Origin of the sequence: Staphylococcus sp. Marseille-Q5304 (assembly GCF_943737015.1) — a bacterium.
GTDB lineage: Bacteria > Bacillota > Bacilli > Staphylococcales > Staphylococcaceae > Staphylococcus > Staphylococcus hsinchuensis.
Genome location: NZ_CALSFP010000001.1, coordinates 849,360 through 871,190 on the forward strand (window position 1 = coordinate 849,360; position 21,831 = coordinate 871,190).

Genomic DNA, 21,831 nt, shown 5'->3' on the forward strand with positions numbered 1-21,831 from the left:
ACGAACTATTCTTTGTATGGGTGAGTGCCATGTTTGTGTAGCACAAGGTCATATGCTATAATAGGGAAGTTGAAAAAATAAAATAGGATAATCATGGAGGTTTTTATACATGACAGCAACTTGGGAAAAAAAGGAAGGTAACACTGGAGTATTATCAGTTACTGTTCCTGCAGAAAAAGTAGATCAAGCAATTGACAAAGCTTTCAAAAAAGTAGTAAAACAAATTAACGTGCCAGGTTTCCGTAAAGGGAAAGTACCTCGTCAAATTTTCGAACAACGTTTTGGTGTAGAAGCATTATATCAAGATGCTGTAGACATTTTACTACCAGAAGCTTATGGGGAAGCAATTGATGAAACAGGTATTAAACCAGTTGATCAACCAGAAGTAAACGTTACTTCAATTGAAAAAGGTCAAGACATGACATTTGAAGCAACTGTTGTTGTTGAACCAGAAGTTGAATTAGGTGACTACAAAGGTTTAGAAATTGAAAAACAAAGTTCAGAATTAACTGACGAAGAAGTTCAAGAATCTATCGATCACCAATTAGGTCACTTAGCTGAAATGGTCGTTAAAGAAGATGGTGCTGTAGAAGATGGAAACACAGTAAACATTGACTTTGATGGTTATGTTGATGGTGAACAATTCGAAGGCGGACAAGCTGAAGGTTACGACTTAGAAATTGGTTCTGGCTCATTTATCCCAGGATTCGAAGAACAATTAGTAGGCGTGAAAACAGGCGAAGAGAAAGATGTAAATGTAACATTCCCTGAAGAATATCATGCTGAAGAATTAGCTGGTAAAGAAGCTACTTTCAAAACAAAAGTTAACGAAATTAAATATAAAGACGTACCAGAATTAACTGATGAAGTTGCAAATGAATTAGATTCAGAATCAAATTCTGTTGATGAATATAAAGAAAATTTACGTAAACGTCTTGCTGAACAAAAAGAAACTGAAGCTGAAAATGCTCAAAAAGAAGAAGCAATTACAAAAGCTACAAACAATGCAAAAGTTGATATCCCAGAAGCAATGATTAACACAGAAGTTGATCGCATGGTACAAGAGTTTGGTCAACGTATGCAACAACAAGGTTTAAACTTAGAAACTTATTTCCAAATCTCAGGTCAAGACGAATCTCAATTAAGAGAACAAATGAAAGACGATGCAGAAGAACGTGTTAAAACGAATTTAACGCTTACTGCAATCGCTGACGCTGAAGATGTAGAAGTATCAGACGAAGATATTGATAAAGAACTTGAAAAAATGAGTGAACAATTCAATATCTCAGTTGAAGATATTAAACAAACATTAGGTAATACAGACATCGTTAAGAACGACGTTCGTATTCAAAAAGTGATTGACTCATTAGTGGATAACGCTAAGTTAGTTGAACCTTCTAAAGATGATTCAGAAAAATAATATTCACACGATGTGAGCGAAATGCTTTATACAATAGACTTGTGTGTCTAATATAAATAGAGTTGTAGCAGATGCATTTATTCAATGCGTCTGCTACACTGTTATGTGCACAAAACTTGTAGATTAAGTAAGTTGCATATTAAAATACTATCTAGTATAGTCTTTAGGGAATAGGGGTGTAAATAAATGTTTAAATTCAATGAAGATGAAGAGAATTTAAAATGTTCTTTCTGTGGCAAAGACCAAAATCAAGTTAAAAAGTTAGTCGCAGGAAGTGGCGTATATATATGTAATGAATGTATTGAATTATGTTCAGAAATTGTTGAAGAAGAATTAGCTCAATCTGCACCAGAAGGGCTAACTGAATTACCAACACCTAAAGAAATTATGGATCAATTAAATGATTATGTAATAGGCCAAGAAAAGGCTAAAAAATCATTAGCTGTAGCTGTATACAATCATTATAAACGTATCCAACAATTAGGTCCGAATGAAGATGAAGTAGAATTACAAAAAAGTAACGTTGCTCTAATCGGACCAACTGGTAGTGGTAAGACATTACTTGCACAAACTTTAGCGAGAACACTTAATGTTCCATTTGCAATTGCAGATGCAACAAGTTTAACTGAAGCTGGTTATGTAGGTGATGATGTTGAAAATATCTTACTACGTTTAATTCAAGCAGCAGATTTTGATGTCGATAAAGCTGAAAAAGGTATTATTTACGTAGACGAAATCGACAAAATAGCTCGAAAATCAGAAAACACATCAATCACTCGAGATGTTTCAGGTGAAGGTGTTCAACAGGCACTATTAAAAATATTAGAAGGTACTACAGCTAGCGTACCGCCACAAGGTGGACGTAAGCATCCAAACCAAGAACTTATCCAAATTGATACTACTAATATTTTATTCGTATTAGGTGGTGCGTTTGACGGTATAGACGAAGTAATTAAACGTCGTCTAGGTGAAAAAGTGATTGGTTTCGCTAGTAGTGAAGCTTCAAAATATGATGAAGATGCTATTCTTGAACAAATTAGACCTGAAGATTTACAATCATATGGTTTAATTCCTGAATTCATCGGTCGTGTGCCAATTGTAGCTAACTTAGAAACATTAGATGTTAATGCATTAAATAACATCTTAACTCAACCTAAGAATGCGTTAGTTAAACAATATACTAAGATGTTAGAACTAGATGATGTAGAACTACAATTTACAGATGAAGCTTTAGCTGCTATTAGTAACAAAGCTATAGAACGTAAAACTGGTGCACGTGGTTTACGTTCAATCATCGAAGAAGCACTTATCGACATTATGTACGATGTACCTTCATCAGATGGTGTAGTTAAAGTCGTAATCACAGATAAGACAATTAATGAAGAAAAAGAACCTGAGTTATATGATAAAGAAGGTAATCTTGTAAACAAGGAACAAACTTCAGCTTAATTTTTTAAAATGTACCCTAAGTTGTGCTTTATATCACAGAACAACTTAGGGTATTTTTATGTGTGAAATTTGTAAATCAGTAGATAATGTTATGATTGGTCTCAATTTGCGTATTGTTATTGTCTCATTTGATTGAAAAAATTATTATTACTAAAGTTTTTAGAATGATATAATATATAATAAATGTCACATTAAAGGAAAAGAGGGTCAGACTTTATGGAAGTGAATCCTAACCAAATAGAATTATTAATAAGTGCAGTAAAAAAAGAACAGTATCCAGAAACAGGGCTAGGTGAAGTAGCACTTAGCGGTAGATCTAATGTAGGGAAATCTACCTTTATCAATAGTATGATTGGTAGAAAAAATATGGCACGTACTTCTCAACAACCGGGTAAAACACAAACACTAAATTTTTATAATATCGATCAACAATTAGTATTTGTCGACGTTCCTGGTTATGGTTATGCGAAGGTAAGTAAAAAACAACGTGAAGCCTTTGGTAAAATGATTGAGCAATATTTGTCAGAAAGAGAAACATTAAAGCTTGTAATTCAATTAGTAGATTTAAGACATAATCCAACAGAAGACGATTTATTGATGTATGATTACTTAAAATATTTTGATATTCCAACGTTAGTTGTTGCTACGAAAGAAGATAAAATTGCAAAAGGTAAAGTTCAAAAGCATCTAGCTAATATCCAAAGCAAACTAGAAATGGAACCTGAAGATGAAATTATTAGTTATTCTTCAATTAAAAATAATAAGCAAAAACAAATTTGGGAAATTATTGAAAAATACTTGTAATCAATCTAAATTACATGGAAATTTTTTTCAGTTAGATGCCCGTTCTCACTCAAATAGAATCACAAATTGTTGATATTCTTAAGTTAAATTCAGTAAACTACACGGTTTCAATTTTTGACAACTATTTGACTGTAGATTGTAATTCTTCTAATTTATTTGAGCAACGTGGTTAACTGTGGGAACAAATGTGTTATAATTTACATATTGTAAAGTGTATGGAGGGCGTTATAAATGCATTTAATTGCGATAAGCATTAATCATCGAACAGCAGATGTTGCTTTAAGAGAAAGAGTTGCTTTCAAAGATGATGCCATACGTTCAGCTAATGTTGATTTATATGAAACTAAATCCATTTTAGAGAATGTCATATTATCAACTTGTAATCGAACTGAAGTATATGCAGTAGCAGACCAAATTCACACAGGTCGTTATTATATCCAAAGATTCTTGGCAAGATCATTTGGATTTGACGTTGAAGAAATAAAAGAAATGACTGAAGTTAAAGTAGGGGACGAAGCAGTTAGACATCTATTAAATGTAACTGCGGGCTTAGACTCAGTTGTGTTAGGTGAAACGCAAATCTTAGGTCAAATCAGAGAATCTTTCTTTATCGCACAAGATGAAGAAACAACGGGTACGATTTTTAATCATCTATTTAAACAAGCAATTACATTTGCGAAAAAAGCACATAACGAAACTGATATTGCTGATAATGCAGTGAGTGTTTCTTATGCAGCTGTTGAATTAAGTAAAAAAGTATTTGGAAAAATAAATAACAAGCAAGCAATTGTAGTTGGCGCTGGTGACATGAGTGAGTTATCTATTTTAAACTTAATAGGTTCAGGCGTTACAGATATCACGATTGTTAATAGAACGTTAGCTAAAGCTGATCAACTTGCTTCAAAACATCAAGTTAAAAGTGCACCTTTATCAGACCTCTCTAATTTATTATCTTCAGCTGACATTGTTATTAGCTCCACAAGTGCTGAAGACTACATCTTATCTATGGATATGATGCAACACGTTCAACAATATCGTAAAAATGATTCACTTGTTTTAATAGATATTGCTGTCCCTAGAGATATTGATCCACAAATTGACGAGCTTGAAAGCGTGTTTAACTATGATGTTGATGACTTAAAAGGACTTGTCGATGCAAACTTAAGAGAACGTCAAAACGCAGCAAATGAAATTGCCCAAAGAATTCCTGCCGAAATCGAAGCACATAATGAATGGGTCAATATGTTAGGTGTTGTACCTGTGATTCGTGCATTACGTGAAAAAGCAATGGGTATTCAAGAAGAAACAATGGAAAGTATCGATAGAAAGTTACCAGGGCTTTCTGAAAGAGAACGTAAAGTTATATCCAAACATACAAAGAGTATCATTAATCAAATGTTAAAAGACCCTGTTAAACAGGCGAAAGAATTGAGTAGTGACAAAAATAGTAACGAAAAATTAGAGCTATTCCAAAACATTTTTGACATTGAAGCTGAACAAGCTTATGAACCGAAAAAATCGAAAAGAAGAGTGAACAGCACAGGTCGAATATTAGGTTTTGAATAGTTACTACAAATGGTGATGACATGCAAGATATTTTATTAATTAGGTTAAATGAGCTGTTATTAATTATATATTTATTTAGTATCGCTTGTTATTTTTATGATTTTGTGAAAAAACATCATTTGGCTAGTAAAATCGGCTTTGTAACACTAGGGATTGTTTGGGTATTACAAACAATCTCTTTATCTATATACATTAATGTGACAAATCAGCTTCCATTGGTGAATATTTTCAATATATTATTTGCACTTGCATGGTTAATTATTTCGATTTCCCTCGTAATTAGTGTGATAAAGCAAATTAATATTTCCATATTTTTATTTAATATGGTGGGTTTTGTACTAATAGCAATGAGTACTTTTCAACCGATGTATTATAATAGTACGAATAAACATCTCAATATTATAAATGAATTATTAATTGTCCATATTATTTTAGCGACGATAAGTTATGCTTTATTTACATTTGCATTTGTAAATGCGATTTTGTATATCATTCAATATAATAATTTAAAGCAAAAACGGTTTACGCAAAAATATTTCCGCTTAGGTAGCGTGGCAACTTTAGAACAAACGGTATTTATTAGTTCATTAGTTGGATTTGTGTTTATCATTTTAAGCATTATCCTGGGTGCTCAGTGGGGCTTTAACACACTTGGAGTTAAAATTTTACTTGATCCTAAAGTTGTATTATCAAGCATCATCACTGTATTATATGGGTTGTATTTATATTTCAGAGTAAGACACAAGTTCAATAAGAACAAATTAATCTATTTTAATATCATATTATTCTCTATTAGTATGCTTAATCTCATATTCACATCACACTTTTCTGTTATCCATTAATACAAGCATTTATACGAATTATTTCAAACTAACTATAAAGGAGGATAATAACGATGCGTAAGTTAATCGTTGGTTCCCGCAGAAGTAAATTAGCTTTAAAACAAAGCCAACAATTTATTGATAAATTAAAAGCCGTTGATCCGAACTTAGAAATTGAAATTAAAGAAATAGTAACTAAAGGTGACCGCATAGTAGATAAACAATTGTCTAAGGTTGGGGGAAAAGGGCTCTTCGTTAAAGAAATTGAAAATGAATTATTCAATAAAGACATTGATATGGCTATACATTCTTTAAAAGATGTGCCGAGTGTAATGCCTGAAGGTTTGACATTAGGATGTATACCTGATCGTGAAAACCCATTTGATGCGTATATTTCTAACAACCATGTGCCAATAGATGAATTACCAGCAGGCAGTATCGTGGGCACAAGTTCCCTTCGTCGTGGTGCTCAAATTATTGCTCAATACCCACACTTAGAAATAAAATGGATACGCGGTAATATCGATACGCGTTTAAGTAAATTAGAAACGGAAGATTTCGATGCTATTATATTAGCAGCTGCTGGTCTTAAACGTATGGGTTGGTCAGAAGATATTGTGACATCTTATTTAGATGATGGAACAGTTGTTCCGGCTATTGGACAAGGTGCGCTAGGTATTGAATGTCGTTCAGATGATCATGAACTGCTTGAATTATTAAATAAAGTTCATAACCAAGAGGTTGCAGATTGTGTAACTGCTGAACGTACATTTTTAAAACGTATGAATGGTAGTTGCCAAGTTCCTATTGGCGGATATGCAACAAAAAACAATGATGATACAATTGAGTTCACAGGCTTAATTATGTCAACTGATGGTAAAGAACGCTACCAACATACAGCACAAGGCATAGACCCAGTGAAAGTTGGGGAAAGTGTTTCAAAAGTTTTAGAAGACCAAGGTGCTTATGAAATTATAAAGGCATTAAACGAATCCGAATAATCGTTTGAGGTGACAAAATGAAACCAGTTATAGTAATGACGCAAACTAGTGAATTTGAAACAGAAGATATGACAATTTTGCATAAACCCTTGATTTATGTAGAACCGTTATCTTTTGATTTATCACTGCTTGATGTTAACTATGACTGGTTTATTTTTACGTCTAAGAATGCAGTTAAATTGTTCTATCCTCGTATGAGCCAAATGCAAGACACCAAAATTGCTGTTATTGGTAAAAAAACGGCTCACTACTGTGAGAGTTTAGGTTTAAAAGTAGATTTTATACCATCAGATTATTCACAAGAAGGATTTTTAAAGCAATTTAATCCGCAAGTCAGCAGCCGCATACTTATTCCTTCTAGTAAAAAAGCGCGTCCATTATTACAACAATCTTTGCAACAACAAGGGCATACAGTTAGGAAAATTGACTTATACCAACCTCTCCCACATACTGAAAATATAAATGAAGTAAAGCGATTAATAGAAACTGATAAAATCAATGCGATTACCTTTGCGAGTACTTCAGCAGTAAAATATTTTTTTGAAAGTGGAGAAGTGCCCGCATTTAACAATTATTTTGTAATTGGTCAGCAAACTTTTGAGGCGCTTAAACAATTTGGTATACAAGCGACAATGGCTGACAAACAAACATTAGAATCATTAATTAATATTATTAGAGAAAGTTGGGAAAAATGATGAAATTTAATAGACATAGAAGATTACGTAGCAGTAAAACAATGAGAAATATGGTAAGTGAAACACATGTAAGAAAAGAAGACTTAATCTATCCTATATTTGTCGTTGAACGAGATAATGTTAAAGAAGAAATCAAATCTATGCCAGGCATTTACCAATTAAGTTTGAATTTATTAAGTGAAGAAATTAAAGAAGCGCACGATTTAGGCATCAAAGCATTTATGTTCTTCGGTGTACCAAATGAAAAAGATGAAGTTGGTACGGGCGCTTATGATCATAACGGCATCGTTCAAGAAGCTACTCGTTTAGCAAAATCTATGTATGATGATTTACTTGTAGTAGCAGATACGTGTCTATGTGAATACACAGATCATGGTCATTGTGGTGTCGTAAATCATGAAACGAAAGATGTTGATAATGATAAATCATTACCATTATTAGTAAAAACGGCGATTTCTCAAGTTGAAGCGGGTGCAGATATTATAGCTCCTAGTAATATGATGGATGGTTTCGTAGCAGAAATTAGAGCTGGACTTGATGATGCAGGTTATTACAACATTCCAATTATGAGTTATGGTATTAAATATGCCTCAAGTTTCTTTGGACCGTTCCGAGATGCTGCTGAATCAACGCCACAGTTTGGTGATCGTAAAACATATCAAATGGATCCTGCTAATAGACGTGAAGCTTTAAGAGAACTTGACAGTGATCTTAAAGAAGGTGCAGATATGATGATTGTTAAACCTGCTTTAAGTTTCTTAGATATAATTAGAGATGTTAGAAATACGACAAACTTACCAGTGATTGCGTATAACGTAAGTGGGGAATACAGTATGACGAAAGCAGCTGCGCAAAACGGTTGGATTGATGAACAAGCTGTAGTCATGGAACAAATGATTTCTATGAAACGCGCAGGTGCAGATATGATTATCACATATTTCTCTAAAGACATTTGTAGATATCTAGATGAAAAATAAGGAGGTACATTGATGAGATATACAAATTCTGAACAAGCGATGGAAAAGGCGGAAGAACTTATGCCAGGTGGCGTTAACAGCCCCGTACGAGCATTTAAATCTGTAGATACACCAGCTATATTTATGGATCATGGTAAAGGATCTCGTATTTATGATATAGATGGAAATGAATATATTGACTATGTATTAAGTTGGGGACCGTTAATTCTAGGTCATCGTAACGAACAAGTAATCAGCAAAATCCATGAAGCCGTTGATAAAGGTACAAGTTTCGGTGCTTCAACTCTCCAAGAAAATAAATTAGCTGAACTCGTAATTGAACGTGTACCTTCTATTGAAAAGGTGCGTATGGTTTCTTCAGGTACAGAAGCAACATTAGATACGTTACGTCTCGCACGTGGTTATACAGGACGTAATAAGATAGTTAAATTTGTAGGTTGTTATCATGGACACAGTGATTCACTATTAATAAAAGCAGGTTCAGGTGTAGCAACATTAGGACTACCTGATTCACCTGGTGTGCCAGAAGGTATTGCTAAAAATACAATTACTGTACCTTACAATGATTTAGATGCAATTAAAGTTGCCTTTGAAGAATTTGGTGATGACATTGCTGGTGTTATCGTAGAACCTGTAGCAGGCAACATGGGCGTTGTGCCTCCTGTTGAAGGATTTTTACAAGGATTAAGAGATATAACAAATGAATTTGGTTCATTGTTAATCTTTGATGAAGTAATGACAGGCTTCAGAGTAGGGTATAACTGTGCCCAAGGTTATTACAATGTAACACCTGATTTAACTTGTTTAGGTAAAGTTATCGGTGGTGGATTGCCTGTTGGTGCAATTGGTGGTAAAAAAGAAATCATGGATAAAATAGCACCGACTGGTGATATCTATCAAGCTGGTACATTATCAGGTAACCCATTAGCAATGACGAGTGGTTATGAGACGTTAAGTCAATTAACGCCTGAATCTTACGATTATTTCAATCGTTTAGGTGATTTATTAGAAGAAGGACTAACTGAAGTATTTGCGAAACATAACGTGCCAATTACGATTAATAGAGCCGGTTCAATGATTGGTTATTTCTTAAATGAAGGGCCTGTTACCAACTTCGAACAAGCAAATGAAAGTGACCTTGAATTCTTTAGTCAAATGTACAGAGAGATGGCTAAAGAAGGTATATTCTTACCACCTTCACAATTCGAAGGTACTTTCCTTTCGACTGCTCATACGGAAGAAGATATTAAACAAACAGTACAAGCATTTGATCGAGCTTTAAGTAGATTAGTATAATCAACTTCAGTGCCCATGCATAAATTTTGCATGGGTACTTTTTTGTGATTAAATGCACATTGGAGCGTGACGATAAAGACGAAAGATGTGAGGACATGAAGATGCGATTAAAGAATAATATTATTGTATTCATTTTAGCACTTGTGATTAGTTTAATATTAAATGCTGTGCATATGTTACTACCATTTATGTTCGGACCTATCATTGCCAGTATTATTTGTGTAAAAGTTTTCAAAATGAAAGTAGAGTGGCCTCAATCCTTAGGTTTACTAGGTATGATATTACTAGGTGTACAAATTGGTTCAACATTTACTAAAAAAGTTATCCTCGAAATAAAGGATGATTGGTTATCAATTGTTTTCATTACCTTGATGCTATTAACCCTATCGATGATAATTGCATACTTCTTTAAGAAAATTGCAAAAGTAAATTATGAAACTGCAGTTTTAAGTGTCGTGCCCGGCGCCCTAAGTCAAATGTTGATTATGGCCGAAGAAAATAAAAAAGCTAATATTATGGTAGTGAGTTTAACTCAAACTTCTAGAATTATATTCGTAGTTATTTTAGTACCTTTAATATCATTTTTCTTTAAAGATTCAGGGTCCGGAAGTGCTGGAGCATCATCCGTGAAACCATTAACTCAAATGTTATCGCTTCCTAATGTAATAATATTAATTGTTGCAATTGCGCTTGTTTATTATATTATGGATAAGATTAAATTTCCTACTAAGCAATTGCTGGCACCGATTATAGTACTCATCGCGTGGAACTTAATTACAGGTATTAACTTTAAACTAGATAACTTCCTTATAGCAGGTGCACAAATTATTTATATGATTAGAATTGGTATCCAAATATCTAAATTGTTAGATCAGATGAAAGGCCGTGTCGCAGTAGCAATAGCTTTTCAAAATATATCATTAATATTGTTGTCATTTATCATGGTATTGATTATTTCAACATTTACGAAACATCCTATCAATGAATTGTTCTTAGGTGCAGCCCCTGGAGGAATGAGTCAAATTGTTCTTGTTGCAATAGAAACAGGAGCGGATGTCGCCCGAATTTCTAGTTATCACATCTTTAGAATATTCTTTATCCTATTCGTAATAGCACCATTAATCAGTTATCTCTTAAAATATTTAGCAAAATTAGATCTTCAGAAAGAAAAAAACGAAGAATCACAAAGGTGAAAATTCATATATAAATAAACTGTCGATTAACTACAATGTTGATCGACAGTTTTTCTAGAATAAGATATTTTCAATTTGAATGTTATATAGTTTGGTTGTTTGGATTATGAGGACAATCACGTAAGTGGGCGTTATATAAACCTGCTGCTTCTAAAAATGAAAATACTGTAACTGGACCTAAGAATTTAAAACCGTAACTTTTAAGTTTTTTAGATAAACGTGTTGCTCGTTCATCTACCGTAATACGGTCGCTTGAATGAATATACCCCATGTCTATTGGTTCATCATCTACGTATGACCATAGAAACTTACTAAAACTTCCATAATCTTCCTCAATTTTAAAATAACCTTTAGCTTGACTCACAATCGCTTCCAATTTCTTACGATTATGAACGATATTTGGAAATTCCATAAGTGCGTCTATATCACTCTCTGTCATCTGTGCAATTTTTCTGGTTGAAAATCATGAAAGGCTGCTTCATAAGATGCTTTCTTTTTTAAAATAGTTAACCAAGATAAGCCTGCGTGTTGGGATTCAAGTGCTAATAATTTAAATAATTGATGACTATCATATAATGGTTTGCCCCAAACTTCATCATGATATTTTAAATAAACAGGATCTTTAGTACCAAAAGCGCATTCATTCATTTTTATTCCTCCTGTGGATTGACTTATTTTATTATCCATTATACTATAAATGATGAAAATGAATAATGTCGATTGGGAAGAGTAAATAGAGTTGAATTTCACAGAGAGTGCATATAGGCTGAGAATGTACATTTTACTTTGTTGAAGGTAGCCCAGAATAATCTTTGATTGAACGGCTGTGGAGAGTAAACAGTTAAAGTAGATGAAAGCGTGATTGAGCGTTAATCATAAATTAAGTGCTCGAGATGCATATTTCACATCTTGAGAATTTAGGTGGTACCACGGAATATCCGTCCTATATGATTTAGGACGGATATTTTTATATTTAAGGAGGATGTTGTAAATGGAGATGAAACCAAAGTATAACCCGAGCGAAGTTGAATCGGGTCGCTATGACCAATGGGTTAATAATGGTTATTTTGAAGCGGAAGGTAGTCAAACTAAAGAAACATATACGATCGTAATCCCACCTCCAAATGTGACTGGTAAATTACATTTAGGACATGCATGGGATACGACTTTACAAGATATCATTACACGTATGAAACGTATGCAAGGTTATGACACTTTATATTTACCTGGTATGGATCATGCAGGTATTGCGACTCAAGCTAAAGTTGAAGCTAAGTTAAACGAACAAGGTATTTCACGACATGATATTGGCCGTGAAAAATTCTTAGAACAAGCATGGGATTGGAAAGAAGAATACGCACAGTTTATTCGCAGTCAATGGGCTAAACTAGGATTAGGTTTAGATTATAGTAGAGAGCGTTTCACATTAGATGAAGGTCTTAGTAAAGCAGTTAAAAAGGTCTTTGTTGATATGTACAACAAAGGATTAATTTATCGCGGAGAATATATTATTAACTGGGATCCTCATACACGTACTGCATTATCTGATATCGAGGTTATTCATGAAGATGTACAAGGGAAATTCTATCACTTTAAATATCCTTATGCCGATGGTGATGGATTTATTGAGATTGCTACAACACGCCCTGAAACTATGTTAGGGGATACAGCTATTGTAGTTAACCCAGATGATGAGCGCTATAAAGATGTTATTGGTAAAAAGGTTATTTTACCTATCGTTGGGCGTGAATTACCAATTTTAGCAGATGAATATGTCGATAAAGAATTTGGTAGTGGTGCAATGAAAGTGACACCTGCACATGATCCAAATGATTTCGAAATAGGTAATCGTCATGACTTAGAACGCATCGTAGTTATGGATGAATCTGGTAAGATGAATCAACACGCTGATAAATATGAAGGTATGGATCGATTTGATTGTCGTAAACAACTTGTTGAAGACTTAAAGGCTGAAGATCTTGTTATAAAAATCGAAGAACATGAACATTCTGTCGGACATTCTGAACGTTCTGGTGCGATTGTCGAACCTTATTTATCAACACAATGGTTCGTTAAAATGAAACCACTTGCCGAACAAGCACTCAATAACCAAGATACTGATAACCGTATAGACTTTGTTCCGCAAAGATTTGAAAAGACTTTCAACCGTTGGATGGATGAAATAAGAGATTGGACGATTTCACGTCAGTTATGGTGGGGTCATCAAATCCCTGCATGGTATCACAATGAAACTGGTGAAATGTATGTAGGAGAAGAAGCGCCATCAGATATTGAGAACTGGACACAAGATGAAGATGTACTTGATACTTGGTTCTCAAGTGCTCTATGGCCGTTCTCAACTTTAGGTTGGCCAGATTTAGATAATGAAGATTATCATCGTTATTTCCCAACAAATGTATTAGTTACAGGATATGACATCATCTTTTTCTGGGTAGCTAGAATGATTTTCCAAGGATTAGAATTTACTGGGCAACGTCCATTTAATGATGTGTTACTACATGGCTTAGTACGTGCAGAAGATGGACGTAAAATGAGTAAATCCCTTGGAAATGGCGTTGATCCAATGGATGTTATTAATGAATATGGTGCAGATAGTTTAAGATACTTCCTAGCAACTGGTTCTTCACCAGGTCATGATTTACGTTATTCAACTGAAAAGGTTGAATCCGTATGGAATTTCATTAATAAAATATGGAATGCGGCACGATTTAGCCTCATGAACATTGGCGAAGAGTTTAAAGTTGAAGATGTTGATTTATCAGGCAACTTGTCATTAGCAGATAAATGGATTTTAACGCGATTAAATGAAACAATAAAAACAGTAACTGAGTTAAGTGATAAATATGAATTCGGCGAAGTTGGTCGTGCACTATATAACTTCATTTGGGATGAATTCTGTGATTGGTATATTGAAATGAGTAAGATTCCAATGAATAGTGATGACGAAAGTCAAAAACAAGTCACGCGTTCCGTATTAACTTATGTATTAGATAATACGATGAGAATGTTACATCCATTTATGCCTTTCGTAACAGAACAAATTTGGCAGAATCTTCCACATGAAGGTGACACAATTGTCAAAGCAGCTTGGCCACAAGTTAATGACGCGTTAGTTTTTGATGAAAGTAAGGAAACAATGCAACATCTAGTTGAGATTATAAAATCTGTAAGAACATCTAGGTTAGAAGTGGATACACCGTTATCTAAAGCGATACCTATTTTCATCCGTGCGAAAGATAGCAATATTAAACAAACATTAAATGACAATTCAAACTATATTGATCGTTTCTGTCATCCAAGTGAATTAACAATAGATACAGAAATCGACATTCCAGAAAAAGCTATGACTTCTATAACAACGGCGGGAGAAGTTGTGCTACCATTAGAAGGGCTCATAGATATGGATAAAGAGATAGCTAGATTAGAAAATGAACTTGTCAAATGGGAAAAAGAATTAGACAGAGTAAATAAAAAATTAGCGAATGAAAACTTTGTAAATAAAGCACCTGAAAAAATTATTAATGAAGAACGTGAGAAAAAACAAACGTATCAAGAAAAATATGACGGTGTTAAATTACGAATTAATCAATTAAAAGCATAGGAGTCGTAGAGATGAATTACCTAGACAGCTTATATTGGATACATGAACAAACTAAGTTTGGTGTGAAACCTGGTGTGAGACGTATGGAATGGATGCTCCAACGTTTGAATAATCCTCAAGAAAATATCCGTGGTATTCATGTAGGTGGAACAAATGGGAAAGGTTCTACCGTTGCATACTTAAGAACTGCATTAGTAGAAAACGGATATCAAGTTGGAACATTCACTTCTCCATTTGTTGAGATTTTTAATGAACGCATCGGATTAAATGGAGAACCTATTTCTGATGATGCCATTGTCGAATTAGTGAAACATGTCAAGCCTGTCAGTGAAGCATTAGTACAAGAAACAGAATTAGGTTCAGCAACTGAATTTGAAATTATTACCACGATGATGTTTTTATATTTTGGAGAAATACATCCAGTGGATTTTGTCATAGTTGAAGCGGGTTTAGGCATAGCAAATGATTCTACAAATGTGTTTAAACCGATACTTTCAATACTTACAAGTATTGGTTTAGATCATACTGAAATTTTAGGAAATACATTTGCGGATATAGCTAGAGACAAAGGTGAAATCGTGAAGACAGAGACACCTGTAATTTACGCTGTTAAAAACGAGGATGCCTTAAAAATTATTCGAAATAACGTTGAAGAAAGAAATGCGATAGGTATCGAGTTAGATAGAGAAATTAGCGTTATTTCCGATGATGAAGAATTCACTTATCGTTACAAAGATTATGAACTTGAAAACTTATTACTAGATATGAAAGGTGAACACCAAAAAGAAAATGCAGCATTAGCAATAACAGCACTTATTGAAATGTATGAATCTAATATAGTAGATTTAGATTTTAATAAGATGATAAATGGTATAGAATCTGTAAGTTGGATAGGTAGAATTGAACAAGTTAAGGAAGAACCAATCATCATTTTAGATGGTGCACATAATGTAGAAAGTGTAGAAGCATTAACAGATACATTAAAAAAATATTATAAGATAGATAACATAGATATACTATTTTCAGCTATTCAAGGTAAACCATTACATGAAATGTTGGATCAACTTACTACGATTGCCTCAACGATGTATATTACTGAATTTGATTTTCCAAAGGGTTTAACAAAGGAAGAAATATACGAAGAATTACAATATGATGATAAAGAAATCATTTATGATTATGTTGACTTTATTGAAAACTATAACGGCGAAGGTTTAATAATTACGGGTAGTTTATATTTTATTAGTGACGTTAAAACTAAGGTTAAATTTTAATTATTTGCATCTAAGTTAATTAATATATTTTGTTTTGCTGGAAGGAGAAGTTTAATTTGAATAAAGACATTAAGTATCCACAATTGAGGCTATTGATTGATGTCATCGGTTCATTAGCAGCAGTAGGCTTTGTAATTATGATGGTATTCGGTAGTTATTTTAAAAATGACACAACTGGTTTTGAATTAGGAATCAATTTAACAGGAGAACTTATGCCAGTATCTATGACATTTTTAAGTATTGTAATTATTTGTGCGGTAGCTTCTATCGTCTTGCAAAGAATTAAATAATCCGGCTTTTTATGCAAAAGAGAGTGGACAGTAATCGAATTTTTAATGGAAAATTCGTGGTCACACCTAAATGAAAAAAGTCTGAGACACCTATTTTTGTCTCAGACTTTTGTTTTATTTATTTACGTATTCTGCAATTGCATCTCTTAAAAACTGCGTACCACCCTTAACGTGTTTATCATAATATGCAGTAAATCGTTCGTCTGCGATATACATTTCGGCTAACCCGAGATGTGCCTCTTTCGTGTATCTTGGCCAAGTGTAAGTCAGCCATTGACGATGCTTATCAGCGAGTAATTGCGCCTCTTCTGAAGTTGGGTCTTGTGTTTGATATGCATCTGCGAGTAATTCTAGTATTTCATGCTCTAATTGTTTAAATTGTTGGAAGTCTTTCTCGGACATTCCCATAACTTTCGCATTGCTCTTATCAATCATATCATTACCATATTTTTCTCTTATTTCATCCCCGTAAAGTGCTTCATTTTTATCAATCATGTCTTGTTTAAATCCTTCAAATTTTTCGTTATCATTCATAGTTACCTTTCCTTTATGGTAGGCTAGCGTTTTTTCAATTGTCGTGAGTATTTGGTCTAAACGATCTCGTTTAGCGGTTAATTTACGATGTTGTTCATCTAATGTTTCAATTTGGTTATACGATGGTTCGTTTAGTAATTTTTTTATCTGTTGTAGTGATAAATCTAATTCTCGATAAAAAACAATCTGTTGTAATACATCGACGTGTGTAGTTTGATAAATACGATAACCTGCTTGATTAATTCTTGATGGTTTGAGTAAATCAATTTCATCATAATAACGTAACGTACGTGGACTTACACCTGAAATTTTAGCTAGTTCACTAACTGTGTACTCCATAACATCACCTCCTACAATTGCAATATAAACTATGACGTAACGTAAACCTCAATACTAAAATAGCATATTTTTATACTAAGCATGTTTTTAATAATATTTGCTATTGTATATTGTTCAGTGGTAAGTTTTATGTAGATTAACTAAGGGTCAATAGGGGGATTATAAATGAATTCGTTAGCAAAAATTACAGCCCATGGGAAATATGTTCCGTCTAAAGTAATGACGAATGAAGATTTTGAAAAAATTGTAGAAACTTCTGATGAATGGATACAACAAAGAACCGGTATTAAAGAACGTAGAATTACTGCTGATAACGAATACACGAGTGATATGAGCTATCAGGCAATTTTAAATCTCAAAGAGAAGTACAATGTAGATTTAACTGATGTAGACATGATTATTAACGCAACAATGACACCCGACTATAAAACGCCAAGCGTAGCAGCATACGTACAAGCTAGACTTGGACTTAAACAATGTGGTTCATTAGATATTAATGCAGCCTGCGCAGGTTTTGCTTATGGATTGAATATAGCGAATGGGTTGATTACTTCTGGACAACATAAAAAGGTATTAGTGGTCGGGGCAGAGGCTTTATCAAAAATTACCGATTATAAAGACAGAAATACATGCATTTTATTTGGTGATGGTGCAGCAGCATTTTTAGTAGAATATAGTGAAGATGAAACGAGTTTCATCGCGAGTAGCACAGGTACTGATGGTGAAAAAGGGAAATATCTCTATAGTACAGATCTATCTAATAAGATGTTTGACGAAGACATGGAAAATCCTGGGTATATCGTACAAAATGGTCGCGGTGTATATAAATGGGCAGTTACTAATGTGCCACAAGTTATTCAAAACACATTATCTCAAACTGAATATAGTATAGATGATTTAAATTGGTTTGTACCACATAGTGCGAATGCACGTATGATTGAAGCAATTTGTAAAAAGTCTGGTATCAGTTATGACAAAGCATTAATGAGTTTACAATATTTTGGAAATACCTCTTCTGCAACGATACCTCTCGCAATTGATTTAGCAATGGAGCAACAAAAGTTAAATAAAGGAGATTTAATGTTGCTCGTTGGTTTTGGTGGAGGATTAACTTACGCCTCTACTTTGATAAAATGGACGATTTAATAATACTTAAGTATAGAATTTAGAATATCAATTTCTAGCATTAAGCCCATCAAAGTTTCTGCAAACTTGATGGGCTTAAATTATATCGATAATTAGTTTTGACTTTGCTCGCTTACCTAGGGGGCTGGGTCGAGCCTCGGTCTCGACACACATCCTGCTCCCTCTGGTGTCTCGCAAGCAACATCACTTTTTATATATGATTATTATAAAATATGACAATTACGTAAATTATAAAGTACAACCTCACCAATTTAACGACTTGTCTTTAAATTAAAAGTTTTAACAACTCTCAATTAACTCTACCAATGGTAACTGAAATGATACCACACATATTGAGAAACATTTAGTAGAAACGATTCCAGAAAAAATTTAATATTTTCTATGGTGCTGCCTCTTATCAACTTAAAGCGATGTAAAATCATATTTTATTTAAAGATGTTTGTGTAAATATACAAATAATGATATCATTAAATTAGTTAGGTACCTAACTAATTAGGAGGCAGTTTTCATGAAAGATTTTTATTTATACGATAGTCCTTCTTTTAAAAGACTTAAAAATTTACGACAAGATTATCCAGAGTTAGATCCGAATTCTGTAATGCTTTATTTAGAGTTACAGAAAACTTATAAGTTAATGAAAGAAAAGCACGATAATTTAATGCAACAGTACGAAATATCAGATGCAAAATTTACAATTATGATGTTATTAACTAAAGAACAAGATATGACATTAGCGCCATCACAATTATCAAAAAAGATAGGAAGTAAAAAATCTACTATTACTGGCATTTTAAAAGGGATGGAGAATAAAGGTTTAATTCAAAGAAAGTTATATGAAGAAGACAAAAGAACTAATTATGTACAGCTTACGAAAGAGGGATTAACTGTATTAAAAAAAGTTTTACCAGAAAATTATGAATTAGTATCTAGTATGTTTGAAACTTTCACTTCAGAAGAAAAGGAGACTTTTTATAATTTAATAAGCAAGTTAAAAAATAAATTATTAAAGGATGAGGAAAATGAAGAAGAAAATTGAATTATTAGAAACATATTTAAGTTTGTATATTAACCATCATGAAGTTTTAGAAGATATGGAAAAAGACGGGAATAAATATAAAGTTATTGACGTAAGAAATGCTCCAAAAAAAGTAAAAAAAGATAAAATAAAGAATTCTATTGAAATACCTGCCAAAGAATTGAAAGAGCAGTTAGATACATTATCTAAGGATTACATTTATGTCGTATATGATTGGACAGGTGGCACAATACTAGGAAAGGTTGCACTACTAGAATTATTGAAGAACGACTTTGAAGCTTATGAATTAGCTGGAGCACTTGAGGGATGGAAAGGTATGAACCTCCCACTTGAAGAAGTTTAAGTAATTAAAATAAAAAAATGAGTGAATGTGATGAAAAAAGTTTTGGATGATTTTAGTTCTTATCAATTTATAAAATATGTACTGTCTTATATGGAGATAGATAGTATAGATAGCCCTACTAAAGAAAGATATAACGTTGAATATGAAGCATTTCAATTTTCTGTTCAAAACACAACCTTTAAAAGTCGGTTAGCAAAACAGACACCTAAGAAAAAAGGTTATTTTGTCGCAATATGGCACAAAAACAAGGACAATGTAAATATTCCATTTCATTTCGAAATCATGCAAGACTTTTTAGTGATTAATATATTAGATAAAAACTATAAAGGACAGTTCATTTTTCCGAAAGAACTTTTAAGACACAAAGGCCTCATTACTTCAAATAAACACAAGGGTAAAATGGCATTTCGTGTGTATCCATCATGGGAAACAAATTTAAATAAAACTGCCAGCCAAACGCAAAAATGGCAACTACAATATTTTATAGATATGTCGGAAGAAATGGATTTCATAAAAATGAAGAATCTGTATTTTAATAAATTTTAAAATCGAAAAGAGGCTATAAAATTGAAAATAGCAACATTTCTTATATTAGACCAATATGCTGAATGGGAAGCAACGTATCTAAGTGCAACTTTGAGCAAGAGTGATGAGTGGGAAATACGAACAATCTCAACTCATCAACAAGTTAGGTCAATAGGTGGGTTTAATACGTTAGTAGATTATACATTAGAAAATGATCCTGGTGATGAAGCGTTACTTGTGTTAGTTGGTGGAGATAGCTGGAATATTGAGGACCCTACTGTGACAGAAAAAGTAAAGGATGCTTTTGATAAAGGCATTGCCATTGGGGCAATTTGTGGGGCAGTCGATTATTTAGCACGTTATGGCTTTTTAAATCAATATATTCATACGGGTAACGATCAATCTTTGTGGTCTAATTATGTTAATTATCAACCTGACAAACATTTTGTGTCTCAACAATCAGTTGCGGATGGCAATCTTGTTACTGCTAATGGAACTGCTGCGCTATCATTTACTCAAAAAGTGTTACAATTAGTGAACTTTGATACAACTGAAAATATAGAAAAGCTGACGTATCTATATCAAAATGGCTTCTATCGTTATTGCGAAAAGTATGGTAATCCATATATGTAATATTTTCGTAATGTAAGACAATTATGCATTTTTACTACAAAAATATTTCATAACTGGGACAGTTAAGCACTGAAATTGACCATTTAATAAATTTAATGTCATTAATTGAAAAAAATGATAGAATTTAAATTACATTATTGTTACAACTATGACATGTATTTTACATTCAATAATAAATGACATGTTAATATTAAAAAATTGGTGTGATTCAGTGGAAAGCCCGATATTATTAAAAAGGTTATTGATACCTGTGTACTTTATATTAGCATTTTTATTATTTTTACTTTTTTGTGTGCATATTAAGACAGAGGTATTTGCAATTTATGTTTTGATTCTTATGTTATTTGGTTTAGGTATTGCTTCCATTATTTATAACTATAAAATCAAGCAGTGACAAATAAATAATAAAACCTTCCTTAGGTTTAAAAAAGGCTGGCATAGATTATGTGCCAGCCTTAAATTTATGTTGTAATCCCTATAAACATGTGTAGGAATACATAGATTATGCTTCATACGGTAAACAAATTTCAATATTCAACCTATATTGTATTAAATAATGAAGACAACTAAAATAATTACAATTAATAAAATTGATATCCAAATGACTATATCTTTAATCTTTCCGTGAAGGACTTCAGGTAACATTAGTAAAATAACGCCTAGGATGACAAGTGTTTTTGACAAATAACTTAAAAAGTTAGGGCTGGGCGTTACTGTGTCCCCAATAATAAGTAAAATAATAGCTAAGATAAAAACATATTTTGCGAAAGAACTAAGTTTTTTTAATATTAATTTGCTTTGATCTTTCATTAATAGCCTCCTACAGGTAATTATGTCTTTTTTAGCGTATCATAATGGTACTTTTTC

General features: G+C 33.0%; 20 protein-coding genes, 1 pseudogene and 1 other annotated feature. Of the genes and pseudogenes, 18 read left to right on the forward strand and 3 right to left on the reverse strand.

Annotation, left to right across the window (positions count from 1 at the left end; genetic code table 11):
- The first annotated feature begins 109 nt into the window (after positions 1-109).
- The 10 genes from tig to NGI30_RS04320 all read left to right on the forward strand — a co-directional run bounded on the left by tig (position 110) and on the right by NGI30_RS04320 (position 11,222).
- Positions 110-1,420, forward strand: coding sequence for a trigger factor (gene tig, locus NGI30_RS04275; protein WP_251519997.1), 1,311 nt, complete (start codon positions 110-112; stop codon positions 1,418-1,420).
- A 186-nt stretch (positions 1,421-1,606) separates the two neighbouring features.
- The gene (gene clpX, locus NGI30_RS04280; protein WP_251520000.1) at positions 1,607-2,869 is read left to right on the forward strand and encodes an ATP-dependent Clp protease ATP-binding subunit ClpX; all 1,263 of its coding nucleotides are present in this window, start codon (positions 1,607-1,609) and stop codon (positions 2,867-2,869) included.
- 216 nt (positions 2,870-3,085) lie between these two features.
- Positions 3,086-3,673, forward strand: coding sequence for a ribosome biogenesis GTP-binding protein YihA/YsxC (gene yihA / locus NGI30_RS04285; RefSeq protein WP_251520029.1), 588 nt, complete (start codon positions 3,086-3,088; stop codon positions 3,671-3,673).
- 231 nt (positions 3,674-3,904) lie between these two features.
- The gene (hemA, locus tag NGI30_RS04290; RefSeq protein ID WP_251942814.1) at positions 3,905-5,239 is read left to right on the forward strand and encodes a glutamyl-tRNA reductase; all 1,335 of its coding nucleotides are present in this window, start codon (positions 3,905-3,907) and stop codon (positions 5,237-5,239) included.
- Between the two features lie 20 nt (positions 5,240-5,259).
- Positions 5,260-6,081: a cytochrome C assembly family protein gene (locus NGI30_RS04295; protein WP_251520035.1), complete on the forward strand. Its 822-nt coding sequence runs from the start codon at positions 5,260-5,262 to the stop codon at positions 6,079-6,081.
- A 53-nt stretch (positions 6,082-6,134) separates the two neighbouring features.
- A complete protein-coding gene (gene hemC / locus NGI30_RS04300) occupies positions 6,135-7,061 on the forward strand; it encodes a hydroxymethylbilane synthase (RefSeq protein ID WP_251520038.1) in 927 nt (308 codons plus the stop codon).
- Positions 7,062-7,078: 17 nt separating this feature from the next.
- Positions 7,079-7,756 carry a uroporphyrinogen-III synthase gene (locus tag NGI30_RS04305; protein WP_251520041.1) on the forward strand — a complete coding sequence of 226 codons (678 nt, stop codon included), beginning with the start codon at positions 7,079-7,081 and terminating at the stop codon, positions 7,754-7,756.
- Positions 7,756-8,733, forward strand: a complete 978-nt coding sequence (gene hemB, locus NGI30_RS04310) for a porphobilinogen synthase (RefSeq protein WP_251943919.1) — start codon at positions 7,756-7,758, stop codon at positions 8,731-8,733. Before NGI30_RS04305 ends, hemB begins: the two co-directional genes overlap by 1 nt.
- A 12-nt stretch (positions 8,734-8,745) precedes the next feature.
- Positions 8,746-10,029 (forward strand): glutamate-1-semialdehyde 2,1-aminomutase, encoded by a 1,284-nt coding sequence (hemL, locus tag NGI30_RS04315; protein ID WP_251942815.1) that lies wholly within the window; start codon positions 8,746-8,748, stop codon positions 10,027-10,029.
- A gap of 95 nt (positions 10,030-10,124) precedes the next feature.
- Positions 10,125-11,222, forward strand: coding sequence for an AbrB family transcriptional regulator (locus NGI30_RS04320; RefSeq protein ID WP_251520047.1), 1,098 nt, complete (start codon positions 10,125-10,127; stop codon positions 11,220-11,222).
- An 82-nt stretch (positions 11,223-11,304) separates the two neighbouring features.
- Here NGI30_RS04320 and NGI30_RS04325 read toward each other — a convergent pair.
- Positions 11,305-11,870, reverse strand: a pseudogene (locus NGI30_RS04325) (DNA-3-methyladenine glycosylase I).
- Between the two features lie 59 nt (positions 11,871-11,929).
- Positions 11,930-12,171 (forward strand) — a binding site (T-box leader).
- Positions 12,172-12,213: 42 nt separating this feature from the next.
- On the opposite strand from NGI30_RS04325, the gene NGI30_RS04330 reads away from it, so the two are divergent.
- Genes NGI30_RS04330 through NGI30_RS04340 form a run of 3 tightly spaced genes read left to right on the forward strand, consistent with a single transcriptional unit; the run spans position 12,214 to position 16,408 of the window.
- Positions 12,214-14,844: a valine--tRNA ligase gene (locus tag NGI30_RS04330; protein ID WP_251520066.1), complete on the forward strand. Its 2,631-nt coding sequence runs from the start codon at positions 12,214-12,216 to the stop codon at positions 14,842-14,844.
- 11 nt (positions 14,845-14,855) lie between these two features.
- Entirely contained in the window at positions 14,856-16,118 is a 1,263-nt protein-coding gene (locus NGI30_RS04335; protein ID WP_251520069.1) for a bifunctional folylpolyglutamate synthase/dihydrofolate synthase, read from the forward strand.
- A gap of 56 nt (positions 16,119-16,174) precedes the next feature.
- The gene (locus NGI30_RS04340; RefSeq protein ID WP_251520072.1) at positions 16,175-16,408 is read left to right on the forward strand and encodes a hypothetical protein; all 234 of its coding nucleotides are present in this window, start codon (positions 16,175-16,177) and stop codon (positions 16,406-16,408) included.
- Positions 16,409-16,522: 114 nt separating this feature from the next.
- Here NGI30_RS04340 and NGI30_RS04345 read toward each other — a convergent pair whose 3' ends face one another.
- Positions 16,523-17,281, reverse strand: a complete 759-nt coding sequence (locus tag NGI30_RS04345) for a MerR family transcriptional regulator (RefSeq protein ID WP_251520075.1) — start codon at positions 17,279-17,281, stop codon at positions 16,523-16,525.
- Between the two features lie 165 nt (positions 17,282-17,446).
- Here NGI30_RS04345 and NGI30_RS04350 point away from each other — a divergent pair, with 165 nt between their 5' ends.
- From NGI30_RS04350 to NGI30_RS04370, 5 genes are all read left to right on the forward strand, one after another.
- Positions 17,447-18,427, forward strand: a complete 981-nt coding sequence (locus tag NGI30_RS04350) for a ketoacyl-ACP synthase III (RefSeq protein ID WP_251942817.1) — start codon at positions 17,447-17,449, stop codon at positions 18,425-18,427.
- A 508-nt stretch (positions 18,428-18,935) separates the two neighbouring features.
- Positions 18,936-19,463 carry a MarR family winged helix-turn-helix transcriptional regulator gene (locus tag NGI30_RS04355; protein ID WP_251520081.1) on the forward strand — a complete coding sequence of 176 codons (528 nt, stop codon included), beginning with the start codon at positions 18,936-18,938 and terminating at the stop codon, positions 19,461-19,463.
- Positions 19,438-19,806 (forward strand): rhodanese-like domain-containing protein, encoded by a 369-nt coding sequence (locus NGI30_RS04360; RefSeq protein WP_251520084.1) that lies wholly within the window; start codon positions 19,438-19,440, stop codon positions 19,804-19,806. Before NGI30_RS04355 ends, NGI30_RS04360 begins: the two co-directional genes overlap by 26 nt.
- Before the next feature lie 30 nt (positions 19,807-19,836).
- Positions 19,837-20,352, forward strand: a complete 516-nt coding sequence (locus tag NGI30_RS04365; RefSeq protein ID WP_342610357.1) for a MepB family protein — start codon at positions 19,837-19,839, stop codon at positions 20,350-20,352.
- Positions 20,353-20,373: 21 nt separating this feature from the next.
- A complete protein-coding gene (locus NGI30_RS04370) occupies positions 20,374-20,964 on the forward strand; it encodes a DJ-1/PfpI family protein (RefSeq protein ID WP_251520087.1) in 591 nt (196 codons plus the stop codon).
- A 549-nt stretch (positions 20,965-21,513) separates the two neighbouring features.
- On the opposite strand, the gene NGI30_RS04380 is transcribed toward NGI30_RS04370, so the two are convergent.
- Positions 21,514-21,774, reverse strand: a complete 261-nt coding sequence (locus tag NGI30_RS04380; RefSeq protein ID WP_251520093.1) for a hypothetical protein — start codon at positions 21,772-21,774, stop codon at positions 21,514-21,516.
- Positions 21,775-21,831 lie beyond the last annotated feature (57 nt).